The 18,411-nt window shown below is 66.9% G+C and carries 20 protein-coding genes and 1 tRNA gene; 5 read left to right on the top strand and 16 right to left on the bottom strand.

Features of this window, described 5'->3' with window-relative positions:
* Both AC1DKV_RS37315 and AC1DKV_RS37310 read right to left on the bottom strand, forming a co-directional pair.
* On the bottom strand, window positions 1–185 hold a 185-nt coding region (locus AC1DKV_RS37315), incomplete at its 3' end, for a GTP-binding protein (protein ID WP_477139402.1).
* 257 nt (window positions 186–442) lie between these two features.
* Window positions 443–518 (bottom strand) — tRNA-Met (locus AC1DKV_RS37310).
* Window positions 519–646: 128 nt separating this feature from the next.
* On the opposite strand from AC1DKV_RS37310, the gene AC1DKV_RS37305 reads away from it, so the two are divergent.
* Together AC1DKV_RS37305 and rpsU are read left to right on the top strand one after the other, a co-directional pair.
* Window positions 647–844: a cold-shock protein gene (locus AC1DKV_RS37305; protein ID WP_006158572.1), complete on the top strand. Its 198-nt coding sequence runs from the start codon at window positions 647–649 to the stop codon at window positions 842–844.
* A 34-nt stretch (window positions 845–878) separates the two neighbouring features.
* A complete protein-coding gene (gene rpsU, locus AC1DKV_RS37300) occupies window positions 879–1,091 on the top strand; it encodes a 30S ribosomal protein S21 (protein ID WP_006158571.1) in 213 nt (70 codons plus the stop codon).
* 396 nt (window positions 1,092–1,487) lie between these two features.
* On the opposite strand, the gene AC1DKV_RS37295 is transcribed toward rpsU, so the two are convergent.
* Together AC1DKV_RS37295 and AC1DKV_RS37290 are read right to left on the bottom strand one after the other, a co-directional pair.
* Window positions 1,488–2,105 carry a LysE family translocator gene (locus AC1DKV_RS37295; RefSeq protein WP_441619345.1) on the bottom strand — a complete coding sequence of 206 codons (618 nt, stop codon included), beginning with the start codon at window positions 2,103–2,105 and terminating at the stop codon, window positions 1,488–1,490.
* A 40-nt stretch (window positions 2,106–2,145) separates the two neighbouring features.
* Window positions 2,146–2,679, bottom strand: a complete 534-nt coding sequence (locus tag AC1DKV_RS37290) for a PaaI family thioesterase (protein WP_441619343.1) — start codon at window positions 2,677–2,679, stop codon at window positions 2,146–2,148.
* A gap of 190 nt (window positions 2,680–2,869) precedes the next feature.
* On the opposite strand from AC1DKV_RS37290, the gene nodI reads away from it, so the two are divergent.
* From nodI to AC1DKV_RS37275, 3 genes are read left to right on the top strand one after another with little or no spacing between them, the layout of a single operon-like run.
* The gene (nodI, locus tag AC1DKV_RS37285; protein WP_441619341.1) at window positions 2,870–3,781 is read left to right on the top strand and encodes a nodulation factor ABC transporter ATP-binding protein NodI; all 912 of its coding nucleotides are present in this window, start codon (window positions 2,870–2,872) and stop codon (window positions 3,779–3,781) included.
* Window positions 3,782–3,830: 49 nt separating this feature from the next.
* Entirely contained in the window at window positions 3,831–4,688 is an 858-nt protein-coding gene (locus tag AC1DKV_RS37280) for an ABC transporter permease (protein WP_441619339.1), read from the top strand.
* An 8-nt stretch (window positions 4,689–4,696) separates the two neighbouring features.
* On the top strand, window positions 4,697–4,942 hold the full coding sequence (locus AC1DKV_RS37275; protein WP_441619337.1) for a hypothetical protein: 246 nt from the start codon (window positions 4,697–4,699) through the stop codon (window positions 4,940–4,942).
* A 28-nt stretch (window positions 4,943–4,970) separates the two neighbouring features.
* Here the strand turns inward: AC1DKV_RS37275 and AC1DKV_RS37270 are convergent, their stop codons facing one another.
* The 12 genes from AC1DKV_RS37270 to AC1DKV_RS37215 all read right to left on the bottom strand — a co-directional run.
* Window positions 4,971–6,176 (bottom strand): O-succinylhomoserine sulfhydrylase, encoded by a 1,206-nt coding sequence (locus AC1DKV_RS37270; protein WP_441619335.1) that lies wholly within the window; start codon window positions 6,174–6,176, stop codon window positions 4,971–4,973.
* 416 nt (window positions 6,177–6,592) lie between these two features.
* Entirely contained in the window at window positions 6,593–8,122 is a 1,530-nt protein-coding gene (purF, locus tag AC1DKV_RS37265; protein WP_441619334.1) for an amidophosphoribosyltransferase, read from the bottom strand.
* Between the two features lie 93 nt (window positions 8,123–8,215).
* Window positions 8,216–8,713, bottom strand: a complete 498-nt coding sequence (locus tag AC1DKV_RS37260; RefSeq protein ID WP_441619332.1) for a CvpA family protein — start codon at window positions 8,711–8,713, stop codon at window positions 8,216–8,218.
* A 53-nt stretch (window positions 8,714–8,766) separates the two neighbouring features.
* Window positions 8,767–9,525 (bottom strand): SPOR domain-containing protein, encoded by a 759-nt coding sequence (locus tag AC1DKV_RS37255; RefSeq protein ID WP_441619330.1) that lies wholly within the window; start codon window positions 9,523–9,525, stop codon window positions 8,767–8,769.
* A gap of 110 nt (window positions 9,526–9,635) precedes the next feature.
* On the bottom strand, window positions 9,636–10,946 hold the full coding sequence (folC, locus tag AC1DKV_RS37250) for a bifunctional tetrahydrofolate synthase/dihydrofolate synthase (protein WP_441619328.1): 1,311 nt from the start codon (window positions 10,944–10,946) through the stop codon (window positions 9,636–9,638).
* A 256-nt stretch (window positions 10,947–11,202) separates the two neighbouring features.
* Window positions 11,203–12,075: an acetyl-CoA carboxylase, carboxyltransferase subunit beta gene (gene accD, locus AC1DKV_RS37245; RefSeq protein WP_441619326.1), complete on the bottom strand. Its 873-nt coding sequence runs from the start codon at window positions 12,073–12,075 to the stop codon at window positions 11,203–11,205.
* 181 nt (window positions 12,076–12,256) lie between these two features.
* Window positions 12,257–13,054: a tryptophan synthase subunit alpha gene (gene trpA, locus AC1DKV_RS37240; protein ID WP_441619324.1), complete on the bottom strand. Its 798-nt coding sequence runs from the start codon at window positions 13,052–13,054 to the stop codon at window positions 12,257–12,259.
* Between the two features lie 2 nt (window positions 13,055–13,056).
* Window positions 13,057–13,965, bottom strand: a complete 909-nt coding sequence (locus tag AC1DKV_RS37235; protein WP_441619322.1) for a DNA-methyltransferase — start codon at window positions 13,963–13,965, stop codon at window positions 13,057–13,059.
* Window positions 13,965–15,158, bottom strand: a complete 1,194-nt coding sequence (trpB, locus tag AC1DKV_RS37230; RefSeq protein WP_441619320.1) for a tryptophan synthase subunit beta — start codon at window positions 15,156–15,158, stop codon at window positions 13,965–13,967. Before trpB ends, AC1DKV_RS37235 begins: the two co-directional genes overlap by 1 nt.
* Before the next feature lie 123 nt (window positions 15,159–15,281).
* Window positions 15,282–15,986: a phosphoribosylanthranilate isomerase gene (locus AC1DKV_RS37225; protein WP_441619318.1), complete on the bottom strand. Its 705-nt coding sequence runs from the start codon at window positions 15,984–15,986 to the stop codon at window positions 15,282–15,284.
* On the bottom strand, window positions 15,970–16,794 hold the full coding sequence (gene truA, locus AC1DKV_RS37220; protein ID WP_441619316.1) for a tRNA pseudouridine(38-40) synthase TruA: 825 nt from the start codon (window positions 16,792–16,794) through the stop codon (window positions 15,970–15,972). The genes AC1DKV_RS37225 and truA overlap by 17 nt, the downstream gene beginning before the upstream one ends.
* A 186-nt stretch (window positions 16,795–16,980) precedes the next feature.
* Window positions 16,981–18,411: motility hub landmark protein FimV (locus AC1DKV_RS37215; protein ID WP_477139401.1), on the bottom strand; the 1,431-nt coding region annotated here is incomplete at its 5' end.

Below are 18,411 nucleotides of genomic sequence, written 5' to 3'. Positions count from 1 at the left end.
GTGATGCCACGCTCCTGCTCCTGCTCCATCCAGTCCATGGTGGCCGCGCCGTCATGCACCTCGCCGATCTTGTGATTGACCCCGGTGTAGAACAGGATGCGCTCGGTGGTGGTGGTCTTGCCGGCGTCGATGTGCGCGCTGATACCGATGTTCCGGTAGCGCTCGATGGGGGTTTTGCGGCTCACGGCGATCTCCTGGTAGGTATCGCTCAAAAGAGTATCACTTTCGCGGGCGGCGTACTGAACGGCCCGCGGGACGGGGCCTGGCGGGCAGCACGGACATGCCGCTTCGCGCCGTGATGCCGGCGCCGGGCAATTTTTCCATCACATTCGCGACGCGGGTCGCACGGCCCGCCGCAAGCCCGCGCAAAAGCAGCGCGCGGCGGTCGCAAAAAACAGAAAAGCCCACCGATAAGGGGCGGGCTTTTTAGTAGAATACGGTCTGGTTGCGGGAGCAGGACTCGAACCTGCGACCTTCGGGTTATGAGCCCGACGAGCTGCCAACTGCTCCACCCCGCGTCAGAGGGGCGTACTATACGCCACTGAAGCGGATATGTGAAGCGTTTTCGGCATCTTTCCTTGACAGTGTTTACGTAAACCTGTAAAAGCAAGTGGGCGCATTTTTTGCGCTCAAAAGAGGAATCTTCATGGAAACTGGTACCGTCAAGTTCTTCAACGCCCAGAAGGGTTTTGGCTTCATTACCCCCGACGCCGGTGGCAAGGACTTGTTCGTCCACATCTCTCAGGTTCGCGGGGGTGCTCCGCTGCAAGACAACCAGCGAGTGCAATACCAGTCGCAACAGGGCAAGAAAGGCCCTGAAGCGGCCAATGTTTCCCCCGTTTGAACCCGCCGCTTTGCGGCAATGCTAAAGGACAGAATTGACTAAGATCGTCTTGAAACCCGGTGAGCCCGTTGAAGTTGCAATGCGGCGTTTCCGTAGGGCCATCCTCCAGACCGGCCTGATCGTTGAACTCAAGAGCCGTACCGCTTACGAGAAGCCCACGACCGAGCGCAAGCGCAAGAAGAAGGCAGCGGAATCGCGCCTTCGCAAACGTCTGCGCATGCAAATGCTGCCGAAGAAGATGTACTGATTCTGGCATTGCAAGCGGCGAGCGTGCTTCAGCGCGATTTGCCGCAGGCCGCGTGGGCCGTATGAATCCGCCAATCGTCACCTGGCGGATTTTCGTATTGGCGCGGCGCGGCCGGTAGTCCGGCCCTTCGGGGCCAGGCTTCCGCCACCCGCCCGACTCTTCCTGCGCTTCACCCTGCCCGTCGTTCCAGCGGAACCGAATGCGGCTGGTGTGTTGTATGCGCTCGCCTGTCCGGCGTGCCGCACATTCTCCCCGCCCCGCGCATTCCCCCCTGCTTCCCCGCCTGTTTCCCCGCTTTGATTCGCCCCGGCAACCGCCACGCCAGGGTATTGTGCCGCCTGTCGCTCGCGCAAGGCAGACCGCCCCGGCGGCCCGCCTGCACCGCCGGCTGCCGCGTCAGCTGCGCGCGGCGATCAGCGCGCCGGCGCCGATCAGCGTGATGCCGCCTGCCCGCTGCACGTTGGCCTGCGCGCGCCGCGTGGTCAGGCGGGTCGCCAGCGCACGCGCCAGCATGGCGTAGATCGCGGCGTTGGCCGTGGCCATCACGACGAAGGTGGGAATCAGCACCACTGCCTGCGGCCAGAATGCCTGGCGGGCATCGAGGAACTGCGGCACGAAGGCCACGAAGAAAACGATGCTCTTGGGGTTGAGCGCCGTCACCAGCCAGGCTTTGCCAAAGCGCTGCCTGCTGCTGCCGGACTGCGACTTGACCGCCATTGCGCTCGCGCGCGATGCGCCGCGCAGGGCCTGGATGCCCAGGTAGACCAGGTAGGCGGCACCGGCCCACTTCAGTGCCGTGAAGAGCGCCGCCGAGGTGGCGAGCACCGCGCCGAGCCCGGCCATCGACAAGGTGAAGGCGGTCAGGTCGCCGGCTGCCACGCCGGCCACCGTCGCGTAGGCCGAGCGGCCGCGATGGGCAAGTGCATCGCCAATCACGAGCAGGATGGTCGGCCCCGGGATGATCAGCACCACGATGCTTGTCAGCACGAATGCCAGCCAGTGTTCGAAAGACATTGCGGCTCCTCTGGGGATACTGGAATATCCGGCGCGCCGTTCAGGCGGCCGGCATCGGGAAGACAAGGCAGGTCGTGGTCGCGTAGGCGTACAGCTTGCCTTGCGTATCGATGATACGACCCTCGGCGATGCCGATCTGCGTGCTCAGGTTGATCACCTTGCCTTCCGCGCGGATCGGCCCCGTGCGGGTGGTCAGCGGCCGCACGTAGTTCACCTTGAGTTCCAGCGTAGTGTAGCCCTTGCCCGCCGGCAGCATGGTGTGCACGGCGCAGCCCACGCAGGAATCGAGCAGCGTTGCGGCATAGCCGCCGTGCACGGTGCCGATGGGATTGTAGTGCTGCGGCCCGGGCGTGCCCTGGAAGACAAAGCGCCCGGACCCGAATTCCACCGGCACGAAATCCATCAATTGCGCGATGGGTGCGCCGGGCACATTGCCCGCCATCATGTCCTCGAAGAACTGCAGGCCGGTCCGTTCGGCCAGCTGCGCCATCGTCGCCACGCCGGGCTCGCCCAGCCTTGCACGTGCCCGGCGTTCATCCTCCTGCCACTGGGCCAGTACGTCCTCTGCACTCATTGGTCGGTCTCCTTTTCGTCCTTGTGGCCTGAATATTCTGTCCGGCGCCCGGCTGCAGGGCACAGGCTGCCAGCCAGCAAGATAACTGCTTCCGGCATTCCTTGCTGCGGCGCGCCACAAAACATCCCTCCCACTGCCTGCATAATGGTGGATATTGCGCCAGCGGCGCGCATTCTTTCCCGGTCCTGCCTTGACTGCCATTCTCGAACTACGCAACGTAAGCAAGCAATACGGCGACACCATGGTGGTGAACGACCTGAGCCTGCGCGTGCAGCGCGGCCAGTGCTTCGGCCTGCTGGGGCCCAATGGCGCCGGCAAGACCACCACGCTGCGGCTGCTGCTCGGCCTGACCACGCCGGCTTCCGGCACGCTCACACTGTGCGGCGAGCCGATCCCGCAGCGCGCGCCGCAGGCGCGCATGCGGGTGGGCGTGGTGCCGCAGTTCGACAACCTGGATCCGGATTTCACGGTGGTCGAGAACCTGCGCATCTTTGGCCGCTACTTCGGCCTGGAGCGCGCCGAGATCGAGCGCCGCGTACCGGCACTGCTGGAGTTCGCCCGGCTCGAGAGCCGCGCCGGCGCGCAGGTGCGTGATCTTTCGGGCGGCATGCGCCGGCGCCTGACGGTCGCGCGCGCGCTGATCAACGACCCCGACCTGCTGGTCATGGACGAACCCACCACCGGCCTGGACCCGCAGGCACGCCACCTGATCTGGGAGCGCCTGAAATCGCTGCTGGCCAGCGGCAAGACCATCCTGCTGACCACGCACTTCATGGAAGAGGCAGAGCGCCTGTGCAACTACCTGTGCGTGATCGACGGTGGCAGCAAGATCGCGCAAGGCAAGCCGCACGAACTGATCGACAGCCAGATCGGCTGCGATGTGGTGGAGGTCTACGGCGACAACCTGGCGCCGCTGCGTGGCGAGTTGCAGCCACTGGCCATACGCACCGAGATGAGCGGCGAGACGCTGTTCTGCTATGTGAAGGAGCCGGCCCCGCTGCTGGCGGCGTTGCATGGCCGCGCCGGCGTGCGCTACCTGCACCGGCCGGCCAACCTGGAGGACGTCTTCCTCAAGCTGACCGGGCGCGAGATGCGCGACTGAAGCGCGCCTCGCCAAGGCGAGGCCGATCAAACGGATCGAACGATTGAACATGAGCGAACAAGACCCCCGCCCGAGCGGTACGCCAGCGGCCACCGCGCCGCCGCGCATGCCCGCGCCGCCGCAGCACTACCCGCAGCCGCTGCTGCCCTTGAACGCGCGCAACTGGACCATGGTCTGGTATCGCAACTTCATGGTGTGGAAGAAGCTGGCGATCCCCTCCATGATCGGCAACCTGGCCGATCCGATGATCTACCTGTTCGGCCTGGGCCTCGGGCTGGGCCTGCTGGTCGGCCAGGTCAACGGCGTGTCCTATATCGCCTTCCTCGCCGCCGGCACCACCGCATCCAGCGTGATGATGTCGGCCAGCTTCGAGTCGATGTATTCGGCCTTCTCGCGCATGCACGTGCAGCGCACCTGGGAGGCCATCATGCATGCGCCCCTGACCCTGGGCGATGTCGTGCTGGGCGAGATCATGTGGGCCGCCAGCAAGGCGGTGCTGTCGGGCCTGGCGATCATGCTGGTGGCTGGCGCGCTGGGTTATGCGCAGATGCCCGGCGCGCTGCTGGCGCTGCCGGTGATCGTGCTGGCCGGCATTGCCTTCGCCAGCCTGGCCATGATCGTCACGGCGCTGGCGCCGAGCTATGACTTCTTCATGTTCTACCAGACGCTGGTGATGACGCCGATGCTGCTGCTGTCCGGCGTATTCTTCCCGCTCGAGCAATTGCCCGCCGGAGCGCGGGCCGCCACGCAGCTGCTGCCGCTGGCGCACACGGTTGCGCTGATCCGCCCCATCATGCTGGGGCGCCCGATCGACAACCTGGCGCTGCATCTTGGGGTGCTGTGCGCCTATGCGGCGGTGGCCCTGGTAGTGGCGCTGATGCTGCTGCGCCGCAGGCTGTTGCGATGAGCCGCCAGATGCAAGGAAGCGGCCGTAGCACCAGCATCGTCGCCAGCCACGCCGCCCTGCTCGCGGCGCTCACGACATGTACGCTGCTGGGCGCCTGCAGCGTGGTCGGCGCCACCGTGGCCGTGGGCAGTGCCGTGGTGTCCACCGCGGCCACCGTGGGCTCCGCTGCCGTCAGCGTGACCACCACCGCCGTCGAAACCACGTATGGCGTCACCAAGGCCGGCGTGCAGGCAGTGGCCGGCAGCAGCGACTAGCGGCTGCTGCCGGCCACTGCCAGCGGCCTCAGCCCTGCAGTCCGCGCAGCAGGTCGGCCTTCAGGTCTTCCACCGACTCCAGGCCCACCGCCATGCGGATCAGCCCCTCGCCGATGCCGGCCGCGGCCTTGGCTTCCGGGCTGACACGCGCATGCGTGGTGGTGTACGGGTGCGTCACGGTGGTGCGTGTGTCGCCCAGGTTGCCGGTGATCGAGCACACGCGGGTGTTGTCGATCACGCGCCAGGCATTGGCACGCTGTTGCTCCGGCGTATCGCCCTTGAGCTCGAACGACACGATGGCGCCGCCCCCGCTCTGCTGGCGCCGGGCCACTTCGTACTGCGGGTGCGATTTCAGTGCGGGGTGGTAGACGCGCGCGACCGCGGGATGCGACTCCAGGAATTCCGCCAGCACCAGCGCGCTCGCGCTGTGGCGCTCCATGCGGATCGCCAGCGTCTCCATCCCCTTGAGCAACACCCACGCATTGAAGGCGGACAGCGTCGGACCGGCCGTGCGCACGAAGGGGAATACCTTGCCCATGATGAAGTCGTGCGAACCGACCACGGCGCCGCCGAGCACGCGGCCCTGGCCGTCGATATGCTTGGTGGCCGAGTGCACGACGATGTCGGCGCCGAACTTCATCGGCTGCTGCAGCGCCGGCGAACAGAAGCAGTTATCCACCACCAGCAGCGCACCGGCATTGTGGGCGATGTCCGCAACCGCGGCGATGTCGGCCACTTCGGTAAGCGGGTTGGACGGCGTCTCCAGGAAGAACAGCTTGGTGTTGGGCTTGACCGCCGCGCGCCAGGCGCCGAGGTCGGTGCCGTCGACGAAGGTGGTCTCCACGCCGAACTTGGCGAAGATATTGGAGAACAGCGTCATGGTCGAGCCGAAGATGGCCCGCGAGCTGACCAGGTGATCGCCCGCCTGCGTCGATGACATCACGATCGACATGATCGCGCTCATGCCCGATGCCGTGGCCATGCAGGCCTCGGCGCCTTCCAGCGCGGCCAGGCGCGTCTGGAACATCGCCACGGTGGGGTTGGTGAAGCGCGAATAGGTGAAGCCCGTCTCCGAATTGGCAAAGCGTTCCGCGGCTTCGGCGGCGCTGTTGAAGCAGAAGCTGGAGGTCAGGTACATCGCCTCCGAGTGCTCCATGAACTCGCTGCGCATGGTGCCGGCGCGCACGCCGAGCGTATCGATGCCGAGGGAGTCGAGGGGAAGCGGTTCGTTCATGATGGACAGGCGGTGATACCCGCGCGGTTATAGGTAAAAGCGGTGCAAACGTCGGATGCGCTGAACACGTTGCGCCGGCCACCGGGTCGTACGGGTGCGGCCGGCAACAAAAAGCCCGTGCGATCCATTGGCCTGGCTGGCCGAATCGACGGGCTGCTTGTGTCTGGGAGGATAGGCTCCGCGCTGCGGCGGGATGCAGGCTTGCCTTCGTGCCTTCGGTGCGCACGACCGGGAAGCCGGCCTTCCGCTTTAGCTGTTTCGGGCATTTCCCTGTGACGGGTCATTTCCTGTTCCGGCAATCACGCTCCGGCAGGACCCGCGTCCGCAAGCTGACAATCAAATCGACGCCCGGCCATGTTACGGCCGGGCCCGGTCTGCGTCAACTCCACGGCGCGCGCCGGCGCGGCTGCCCGGACTTACTCGTTGCTGCCCGAGCGCTGCAGGTGCAGCTGCGAGCGCTCTGCATCGCCGCCGGTGCCGTCGCGGTCGGCCTGGCTGCGCGCCGTTTCCAGGCGTTCGAGGTAGGCCTCGTCGATATCGCCGGTGACGTAGCGGCCATCGAAGCACGAGGCGTCGAAGTCGTTCAGCTTGGGGTTGATATCGCGCACGGCCTGCTTCATCGCATCGACATCCTGGTAGACCAGCTTGTCCGCGCCGATGATCTTTGCGATCTCTTCATGGCTGCGGCCGTGGGCGACCAGTTCGCTGCGGGTCGGCATGTCGATGCCGTAGACGTTGGGGAACTTCACCGGCGGCGCGGCCGAAGCGAAGATGACCTTGTTGGCGCCGGCGTCGCGCGCCATCTGCACGATCTCGAACGAGGTGGTGCCGCGCACGATGGAGTCGTCCACGATCAGCACGTTCTTGCCCTTGAACTCCACGCCCATGGCATTGAGCTTCTGGCGCACGGACTTCTTGCGCACCGCCTGGCCCGGCATGATGAAGGTACGGCCCACGTAGCGGTTCTTGAAGAACCCTTCGCGATAGCCGACGCCCAGCTTGTTGGCCACCTGCATGGCCGCGGGGCGGCTGGAATCGGGAATCGGCATCACCACGTCGATGTCGCCGGCGGAGATTTCGCTGCGGATCTTCTCGGCCAGGTAGTCGCCCATGCGCAGGCGCGCGTCGTACACGGGCACGCCATCGATGCACGAGTCCGGGCGCGCCAGGTAGACGTACTCGAAGATGCAGGGCGTGAGCACCGGATTGTCGGCGCACTGCTGCGTGTAGAGCTTGCCGTCGAGGTCGATGAAGATGGCCTCGCCGGGCGCAACGTCGCGCTCGAGCTTGTAGCCGATGCCTTCGAGCGCCACCGATTCGGAAGCAACCATCCACTCCTTGCCGGTCGGCGTTTCGACGCTGCCCAGGCACAGCGGACGGATGCCGAACGGGTCGCGCACGGCCAGCATGCCGTAGCCGGCGATCTGCGCGGCGATGGCGTACGAGCCGCGCACGCGGCGGTGCATGCCGGCCACGGCCCTGAAGATGGTGGCCGGGTCCAGCGCGAGGCCGCTGCTGGCGCGCTGCAGTTCGTCGGCCAGCACGTTGAGCAGCACTTCGGTGTCGGAGTGCGTGTTGATGTGGCGACGGTCGCGGCTGAACAGCTCCTCGTGCAACTGCTTCCAGTTGGTCAGGTTGCCGTTGTGGGCCAGGATCACGCCGTAGGGCGCATTGACGTAGAACGGCTGGGCTTCTTCCTCGCTCGAAGCCGAACCGGCGGTGGGGTAACGCACCTGGCCGATGCCGGCGGCACCGGGCAGGCCGCGCATATTGCGCGTGCGAAACACGTCGCGCACCAGGCCGTTGGCCTTGTGCATGTGGAAGGTGCTGCCATTCGCGGTAGCGATGCCGGCCGCATCCTGTCCACGATGTTGCAACAGCAGCAGGCTGTCGTAAATCAATTGGTTAACGGGCGTGGAGGAAACCACACCGACGATACCGCACATGCCAAGCTCCCAGGAAAAGCGTTTGAATCGGGGCGCGGCCCTGCCCTTGTAGGACGGGGCCCGCGTACTACCGGCCGGGGGATCTGCCCGGCCTCATGTCTTGACGTACTTGGCGACTTCCGGCGGCAACCACGGCCGCAGCGACTCCATCGCCTGCATCACGTAGGGCCGGGACAGCGCATCGCGCCAGAACGCCTCTTCAGGCAGTTTGGTGAGCCCGGCCAGGGTCACCACGAACATCACCACCAGCACGCCGCGCAGCAGGCCGAACACCAGCCCCAGGCCGCGGTCTGCGGGCTTGAGCCCGGTTTTTTCCAGCAACTGGCCCAGCACGGCGCCGGCCAGCCCCGCGGCGATCACCGTGCCGATGAACAGCACGCCGAACCCGAGCGCGCCACGCGCCAGCTCGCCGCCCGGCACCGACTCCGGAATCCAGCGCGCCGCCGTGCCGGCGAAGTGATAGGCCACCAGGAACGCCACCACCCAGCCGATCAGCGCAAGCACTTCGCGCACCAGGCCGCGCAGCACGCCGATCAGGCTGGAAGCAATCAGGATAAAGGCGACGCTGTAATCGAAGAAAGTCGGATGCATGCAAATACGGTGTCACGAGGCGGCTGCCGGACGGATCCGGGGCCGCCACCGCTTCATTGTTCGATCACCTTGGCGGTCAGGCCCGCGGCGCGTACCCGCTTTTCGGCCGCATCGGCCGCTTCGCGGTCGGAAAACGGGCCAGCCCGCAGCAGGACGCGCTCGCCATCGGCCAGCACCTTCTTCTCGATATAGGCCGGCACCTTGCTGGCCTTGAGCTTGGCCAGCCATCCCTTGGCCTTGTCTTCCGAGGAGAAGGCCCCGACCAGCACCAGGAACTTGCCGCTGCCGGTCTTGGCCTCGGCGCGCGCTGCGGGCTTGTCGGCAGGCTTGTCGGACTTATCGGACTTATCGGACTTGTCGGACTTGTCGCTGGCGACAGGCGCCGCGGCGGCGGGCTTGCCGTCGCCGGTATCGGCCACCAGTTCCTCGCCGGCGTCCAGCCCCTGGGTATCCGCCTTGGATTGCGGCGTCGGCGGCAGCGGATCCGCCTTGCGGGTATCGGCCTTGGCCTTGGCCCCGCCCTGGCCGCCGTCGACCCGCACGGAGATATTCTCGACGAGCGGGCGCGGCTGGGTCTCGAAGACGATCGGCAGCACGATGACCGCCGCGACCATCAGCACCACGGCCCCGATCAGGCGCCGGCGCGCCCGCTGCTTCTGCGGGAATTCCGGGTCGAGCGTGTCGTCCGCGTACTCCTCGGCCAGGCGTCGCGACGAGGCGATGCCCGCACCCGGGTCCGAACGCGAGCGGCGCCCGCGCTCCGGTGCCGGGGCATTGCCCTTGCGGGAAGAAAACAGCGAAAGCAGGCCCATAGATTGGTTCGGTGCTCCGGCCGGAAACCCGGCCGTTGAAAATGTCGCTCAGTCTGCGCGGCGGTTGGCTCCGGCGTCAGCCCCGGAAGCACGCCTGGCGGCCGCGCACCTCAATTTGCCTGCGTGGCGCGATACGCCATCACCCCCGCCACGGTGTAGAACGATCCGAAGACCAGAATTCTATCATTCTCGGTCGCCCTGCCGAGGGCATCCCGGTAAGCCGCCTCGGGGCTGGGAAAACAGGCCGCGGTGGCATCCGGGCCGGGCTGGAAACCGCCCTCTTCCAGCCTTGCGAGCAAATCCGCCGCGCTGGCCGCGCGAGGCGTGGGCAGGTCGCACAGGCACCAGTGATCCACCTTGTCGGCCAACTGACGCAGCACGCCCGCTATGTCCTTGTCTTCCATTGCGCCGAACACGGCATAGGTGTAACGGAAGAAGCCCATATTCTCGAGATTCTGGCCCAGCGTAGCCGCCGCATGCGGGTTGTGCGCCACATCGAGAATCACCGCGGGACGCCCCGGCATGACCTGGAAGCGGCCCGGCAGCTCCACGAAGGCCAGCCCGTTGCGCACCTCCTGCGCGCTCACCGGCAGGCGCGACCGCATGGCCTGCAGCGCCGCCAGTGCCGCCGAGGCGTTGAGCAACTGGTTGGCACCGCGCAGCGCCGGATAGCCCAGGCCGTTGAGCTTGCGCTCGCGCCCGCTCCACTCCCACTGCTGGCGCTCCTGGCCCTTGGAGGCCTGGCTGCGAAAATCGCGGCCCACCAGCCACAGGTCCGCGCCGATGGCCTGCGCATGGTCGATGACAGACTGCGGCGGCACCGGATCGCCCACGATGGCGGGCACACCGGGGCGGAAGATGCCGGCCTTCTCGTAGCCGATCTTCTCGCGCGTATCGCCCAGGTAGTGCGTGTGGTCGATATCCACGCTGGTCAGCACGGCGCAATCGGTGTCGATCACATTGACCGCGTCCAGCCGGCCGCCCAGTCCCACTTCCAGGACCATGGCGTCGAGCCCCGCCGCGGCGAAGGCTTGGATGATGGCCAGCGTGGTGAACTCGAAATAGGTCAGGCTGACCGGATCGGCAAAGCTGGTGCGCGCACGCTCGACCGCCTCGAAGTGCGGCAGCAACTGCGCATCGGTGGCGAACTCGCCATTGATGCGCGCGCGCTCATTGAACGAGATCAGGTGCGGCGAGGTATGGCAGCCCACCTTGTAGCCCGCCTCGAGCAGGATGCGCTCCAGCATGGCGCACGTGGAGCCCTTGCCGTTGGTGCCGCCCACCGTGAACACCACCGCATCGATGCGCAGCCCCAGGGCTTCCTTGACGCGGGTGATGCGCGCCAGGCCCATGTCGATGCCGACCGGATGGGCGGTTTCGAGATGGTTGAGCCATTCGGGGAGGGAAGTGAAGATCGGCATGATGGGCGTGGTCTTGTACGGGATGTTGCTGTGGAGCGTTGGGGGCCGAGCGCGGCCCGGGATGCTGGATCTGCCTATAGCTTAGACGCCGGCTGCGGCAATGAGGACGCCAGCGCGAGGAAGGGATATTGGGGCACCTGGGCTAAACTCAACGACCAGGCCGGCATGAGCGCCGCCCCTGCCGAAAGCCGCCCACAAACGAAAAAGCGCGAACGAGCGTCCGCGCTTTCCCTCTCACCGGATCCGGCTGGCGTCCTTACGCTACCGCATCCGCCGGCTGCTTCTGCAGCAGCGCCAGCAACTGCGCGATCTCGTCGCGCATCTTGCGGCGGTCGACGATCATGTCGATCGCGCCCTTCTGCAGCAGGAATTCGGCTCGCTGGAAGCCTTCCGGCAGTTTTTCGCGCACGGTCTGCTCGATCACGCGCGGGCCGGCAAAACCGATCAGCGCCTTGGGCTCGGCGATCACCACGTCGCCGAGGAAGGCGAAGCTGGCGGAGACGCCACCCATGGTGGGGTCGGTCAGCACGCTGATGAACGGCAGCTTGGCAGCCGACAACTGGTTCAGCATCGAGGTCGTCTTGGCCATCTGCAGCAGCGACAGCAGGCTTTCCTGCATGCGCGCGCCGCCGGTGGCGGTGATGCAGATGAACGGCACTTTCTGTTCCAGCGCGGCCTGGGCCCCGCGCACGAAGCGCTCGCCCACCACGGAGCCCATCGAGCCGCCCATGAACTCGAACTCGAAGCAGCTCACCACCACCGGGATCGTATGGATCGCGCCGCCGATGACGACCATGGCATCGGTCTCGCCGGTGTCATCCATGGCGGCCTTGATGCGGTCCGGATATTTCTTGGTGTCCTTGAACTTGAGCGCGTCGACCGGGACAATCTCCTGGCCGATCTCATAGCGGCCTTCGGCGTCCAGCAGCCCGTCCAGGCGCTCGCGCGCGCGGATGCGCATATGGTGGTCGCACTTCGGGCAGACGTGCAGATTGGCCTCGACGTCGGTGCGGTACAGAACCGACTCGCACGACGGGCACTTGACCCACAGCCCTTCCGGAATGCCCTTGCGGGTGGAGGGGTCGGTCTGTTGAATCTTGGGAGGGAGGAGTTTATCCAACCAGCTCATGAAAGGCTCCTTTCGGCACATGCGCGGAACATGTCAGGCCGCGAATTTACCACGCCTGCCGTTCGCAGTCCCCGTTCCGCCGGGTCAATGCGCACGTTGCGGCACTTAACCGCCAAATTCAATGTTGTCGCCGCCGCACCGCCCGCACAAGGCATGCGCGGCGGTGCCGCCCGAATCACCTTCAGGCGTCGAGCGCCTGGCGGATCTCCGCGATAAAGGCCCGCAGCGATTCCACTGCCTGGCCGCGCGGCGCATCTTCGAGCAACTGCACCAGGCGGCTGCCGATCACCACCGCGTCGGCCACGCTGCCGATCGCGCGGGCGGTCTGCGCGTCGCGGATGCCGAAGCCCACGCCCACCGGCAGGTTGGCGTGACGCTTGATCAGCGGAATGCGCGCGGCCACGCTGTCGAGATCCAGCGTAGCCGAGCCGGTCACGCCCTTGAGCGATACATAGTAAAGATAGCCGCTGGCGACCTTGGCCACCGCCTCGATGCGGTCATCGGTGGAGGTCGGCGCCAGCAGGAAGATCGGATCCATGTCGCTGGCGCGCATCAGCGCGGCGAAGGACTCGCACTCCTCGGGCGGATAGTCCACCACCAGCACGCCATCCACGCCGGCCGCGCGCGCGGCGCGGGCGAAGGTTTCCTCCCCCATGCGCTCGATCGGGTTGGCGTAGCCCATCAGCACCACCGGCGTGGCGTTGTCGGTCTGGCGGAACTCGGCCACCCAGGCCAGCACCTGGGTCAGCGACACGCCCTGCGCCAGCGCGCGCTCGGAGGCGCGCTGGATCACCGGGCCGTCGGCCATCGGATCGGAGAACGGCACGCCGAGCTCGATCACGTCGGCGCCGCCCGCCACCAGCGCATGCATCAGCGCGACGGTCAGGCCGGGCTCGGGATCGCCGGCGGTGATGAACGGAATCAGGCCCTTCTTGTTCTGCGCGGCCAGCGCCGCGAAAGTCGATTGGATTCGGGACATGGTCATTTGGCAAAGTTGGGCAGCGGCGTGGACGAGGCAGCCTGCATGGGCTCGTCGTTCGCTGCGGCGATGATCAGGGCGGCGGGCTCGGCCTGCGGCGCGATGATGCACTTGGCGACGCGCTCGCGCGCCACGCTGGCGTACTCGGGATTCATCTCGAACCCGACGAAACGCCGTCCGTGCTGCGCGCAGGCCACCGCGGTGGTGCCGCTGCCGGTGAAGGGATCGAGCACCAGCCCGCCGGGCGGGCAGCTGGCCAGCACCATGCGCTGCACGATGTCGAGCGGCTTCTGGGTCGGGTGGGCGGCGCGCTCCGGGTCCTGGCGGTGAATGCGCGGCACGCTCCACAGGTCCTTCGGGTTGTAGCCCACCTCCAGCCACTTCTTGCCCTCGAAGCGCGGGCGGCTGCGTGCCTTCTTGGTCTCGGCGTCGTACGGCACGCGCACCGGGTCGAGGTCGAAGTAGTAGTCGCGCGCCCGCGCGAAAAAGCCGATGTTGTCGTGCACCGAGGAAAACTTGCGCGTGGTGCCGCCCATGCTCGGCACGCGCCGGTCCCAGATGATCTCGTTGATCATGGTCAGGCGCTGCTTGAGCATCACGAACAGCTCGGGCGAGTACTGCCAGGTGCAGAACAGGTAGAGCGAGCCGCGCGGCGCCAGCTTGGGCACCACGGCGTCGATCCACGCGGCCGACCACTCCAGGTAGGCCGGCCCCGAGAGGCGGTCGGAATCGTTGCCGTAGTCCTTGCCCAGGCCGTAGGGCGGATCGGCCACGATCAGGTCGATCGACTCGTCGGCAAGGCGCTTGATGCCCTCCAGCATGTCTTCCTGGTACAGCAGCAGCTGCGGCGCCGCGCTCGGCGCGGTTGCGGTGCCACCCTCGGTGGCGCCTGGCGTGAACAGATCGCGCATCAGAGCTTCAGCCCCGAACGCTCGGCCACGGTGTGCATGTCCTTGTCGCCGCGCCCGGACAGGTTCACCAGCAGCAGCTGGTCCTTGGGCAAGGTCGGCGCCAGCTTGCAGGCGTAGGCGATGGCGTGGCTCGATTCCAGCGCGGGAATGATGCCCTCGATGCGGCAACAGTCATGGAAGGCCTTGAGCGCTTCCTCGTCGGTGATGGGCACGTATTCGGCGCGGCCGATGTCCTTGAGCCAGGCATGCTCGGGGCCGACGCCCGGGTAGTCCAGGCCCGCCGAGATCGAATGGGTCTCGATGATCTGGCCGTTGGCGTCCTGCAGCAGGTAGGTACGATTGCCGTGCAGCACGCCCGGCGAGCCGCCGATCAGCGCGGCCGCGTGACGGCCGGTGTCGAGCCCGTCGCCGGCGGCTTCGACGCCGATCAGGCGCACGTCCTTGTGCTCGATGTACGGGTAGAAGATGCCCATGGCATTGGAGCCGCCGCCCACGCAGGCGATCACGGCATCAGGCTGGCGGCCGGTCAGCTCGGGCATCTGCACCTTGGATTCTTCGCCGATCACGCACTGGAAGTCGCGCACCATCATCGGGTAGGGATGCGGCCCGGCCACGGTACCGATGATGTAGAAGGTGTTCTCGACGTTGGTGACCCAGTCGCGCATGGCTTCGTTGAGCGCGTCCTTCAGGGTCTTGGAGCCGCTTTCCACCGGCACCACGGTAGCGCCCAGCAGCTTCATGCGGTAGACGTTGGCAGCCTGGCGCTTGACGTCTTCCGAACCCATGTAGACCACGCACTCCATGCCGAAGCGCGCGGCGATGGTGGCCGTGGCCACGCCGTGCTGTCCGGCGCCGGTCTCGGCGATCACGCGGGGCTTGCCCATGCGCTTGGCCAGCAGGGCCTGGCCGATCACGTTGTTGATCTTGTGGGCGCCGGTGTGGTTCAGGTCCTCGCGCTTGAAATAGATCTGCGCGCCGCCGAGCGTCTCGCTCCAGCGCTGCGCATGATAGATCGGCGAGGGGCGGCCGACGAAGTGCTTGAGCTCGCGACGGTATTCCGCATCGAACTCGGGGTCCTTCTGGTAGTGAGCGTAGGCTTCGCGCAGTTCGTCCAGTGCATGCACCAGCGTCTCGGAAACGAAGGAACCACCATAGGGGCCGAAATGGCCACGGGAATCGGGCAGGTCGTACATGTGTCAGCTCGTCTGATCAGGACCCCTGGCCGGTCTGGCAGGAATCCGATGAAATGGGGTCGTGCGCCTGGCAGGCGCGGGGCATGCGGAAAACCGGAAAGCGGCAGATGGGAAGCGCCCGCCTCACCCGGCATCCGCGCTGCGCACTGCGCGCACGAACGCGGCAATCCTGGCGTGATCTTTCACGCCCTTGGCAGCCTCCACGCCGCTGCTTACATCGACAGCGTAAGGCCGCACGCGCTCAATCGCGCCAGCGACGTTTTGCGCGTTCAACCCACCACTCAAAACGATCCGAGGAGCGGCGCTTGCGGGCGGGTTGTGGATAGGCGGAAGCCATGCGGGGGGTATCAGGGTCCAGTCGAAGACGTGGCCGCCACCGCCGTAGCCTTCGACGAAGGCATCGAGCAGCAAGGCAGCGGCATCGCGGTGCAGATTCGCGAATTCTACCAAATCGAGGGCCGGCTGGACGCGTGCCGCACGCAGAAATGGCAACTGGCAACGCCGCGCGATCAGTGCGCAGTCCTCCGGCGTCTCGTCGCCATGGAGCTGCAGTAGCGTAAGCGGCACCCGCTCAGCCACATGCGCGATCTCCTCGGCATCCGCGTTGACGAACAGGCCGACCACGGAGACGAACGGCCCGGCCGCCTCCGCCAGCGCGGCCGCCTGCGCCACCTCGACGTAGCGGGGGCTGCCCGGATAGAACACCAGGCCGATCGCGTCGGCGCCGGCATCGACGGCGGCGCGCACGTCCTCTTCGCGCGTGAGGCCGCAGATCTTGATGCGCGTGCGGCGCGGCGCGGCGGCGGCCGGTTCAGGCAACGGGTTCATCGGCAAACACTCCATGGAACAGGCTGCCGGTCGCGTCGGCGGCGGGCAGGCGGTAGGGCTCAGGATACTTCACGCCGGCCAGGTAGAGGCCATCCGGCATAAAGGTGGGCGCGGCCTTGGCACGGTCGCGCCCGGCCAGGATCTGCGCCAGCCATGACGGCGGGTAACGCCCGCGTCCGACCGCCACCAGGCATCCCATCAGGTTGCGCACCATATGGTGCAGGAAGGCACTGGCGCGAAAGCGCACGAAGAGCCAGTTGCCGTCGGCCTTGAGGCTGACGTCGTACATGGTCTTGACGGGCGACTTGGCCTGGCATTCGGCCGCGCGGAAGGCGGAGAAGTCGTGCTCGCCCAGCAGGCAGCCGGCGGCCTCGCGCATGGCATCCGCATTCAGCCCCTGCCCCGGCGGCAGCATCAGGTAGCCCGCCCTGCCGTGCACCAGCGGTACCCGGTGGGGCCCCACGTAGAGCGCGTAGTAGTACATGCGTTCGAAGGCCAGGAAGCGGGCGTGGAAGCCTTCGTCGACCGGCTGCGCCCACTGCAGCGAGATCGATGGCGGCAGGAAGGCATTGATGCCGCGTACCCACGAGAACGGTTCGCGCGAAAGCTCGGTATCGAGATGAATGACCTGGCCCAGCGCATGCACGCCGCTATCGGTGCGCCCGGCCACCGTGGTGAGCATGCGCGTGCCGGCAAAGCGCTCGATCGCATCCTCGAGCCGGTCCTGCACCGTATTGCGGTGCGGTTGCGACTGCCAGCCTGAGAAGCTGGCACCGTCGTAGTGGAGGCCTAGGGCGATGCGGGTCATGTAACGAAAAGCGGGTGGCGGACGAGGAACAGGAAACCGAACAGCGAGCGAACAGGGAGCGAACGGGAAGCGGCCGGCGCGTGCCGCGGCAACCCCAAAAACAAATGCGCCGGAAGCCACGCTCCCGGCGCATCCGCGGCGGGCCGGCGCATCCGCGCCCAGCCCGCCATCATACAGGCTCGCCTGTCAGGCCACCTCGCGCAGCAGGGAACGGGCCTCGGTCTGCAGCGGTTCCTGCGACTGGTCGACCACTTCCTGCAGCAGCTCCCGCGCGCCCTCCCTGTCGCCGATCTCGATGTAGGCGCGCGCCAGATCGAACTTGATCTGCATGTCGCGGCCGCCATCGGCGGGATCGGCCGACAAGGTGCTCGGCGAAATGCCGTGCACCGTGTCGAACGCGCTTTCGGCACTGACCCGCGCCAGGTCGATCGGCTCGGACAGCTTGCCATCGCGCAGCATGGTGGGTGCCGGCAACGACACGCCCGCATCCCGCAAAGGCTCGTCGAACGCGGCGGACAGGTGATCAGCGTTGGCGCTGGCCGGGCCCGACGCATTCAGGTCCAGTGAGATGCCGGACATATCGAAGTCCATCGGGCGGCTGCGCGTGGGGGCGTCGAGCGGCGGTACGTCGTTGCCGCCAAGGCTGTGCGCGCCGGCCGGCGCGGGCAGGTCGAGGTCGAGACCGTCGTCCAGGCGCGTGGCCAGCGCCGAGGGCGCCTCGGCATGGCCGAACGCCAGCGCGGCGGACTCCGGCGCCGTGATCGGCGTGCCGGCCGCCGGCGCGGGAAAGCCGTCCAGCGGCATGGCCAGGTCGGCCAGGTCAGACATGGCCGTCTCGCGCGGCGGTGCGGCCGGATCCTGCGAGGGATCGTGGGTACGCCACTGATCGCCCGGCAGGGTCGTGGTGTCGCTCGCGATATCGGGCGCCACGCTCAGGTACAAGGCATTGCCCGGGTCCAGGCGGCGTCCCATCTCGATCGCCTGTGCCCACTCCGCCCCCTGCCCGCCCGTCTGGGCGAACATTTCTTCTGCAATCACGCGAAAACCTTCCACATCCTGACGATTGTTGTAGATCTCCAAGAGCTTGAGGCGAATCGCCTGGCGCTCAGGATTTTGCTCCAGGGCTTCGCGCAGGATCTCTTCGGCCTGCACATCGCGCCCATAGGCGATATAGACATCCGCCTCGGCGATCGGATCGACCTCGTTGGCTTCCGCGGTGTTGTTGCCGATGCGGAAATCCGCGCCGAACACACTGTGCTGCGAGGTGTCGACGCTCTGCCCGCCGGCCGCGCCGAACAGCGAGTGGCCGCCGGCCATGACGGTGCTTTCCTGCGACAGGATGCTGTCCTGGAAGGCGGCGTTCTCGCTGGCCTTCTGCTGCTGCCGGCGGCGATAGATCGCATAGCCGCCCAGCAAGGCGATCAGCAAGCCGCCACCGGGCAGCAGCATCGGGTTGGCCAGCACGCCATCGAGGAAGGACGGCTGCGCCACCGGCTGAGGCTGCGTCACCACGGGCGGACGCGTGGCCGCCGGTGCGGAAGCGGCGGCAGGCTTGGCGGCGGCTGCCACCTCGGCGCCGGCGCCGCTGGCACCGGCCGCGGCGGCCGTGGCTTGCGG

The organism is Cupriavidus sp. 05T41, from assembly GCF_056396525.1.
This window is presented reverse-complemented; position numbering and strand designations above follow the sequence as displayed.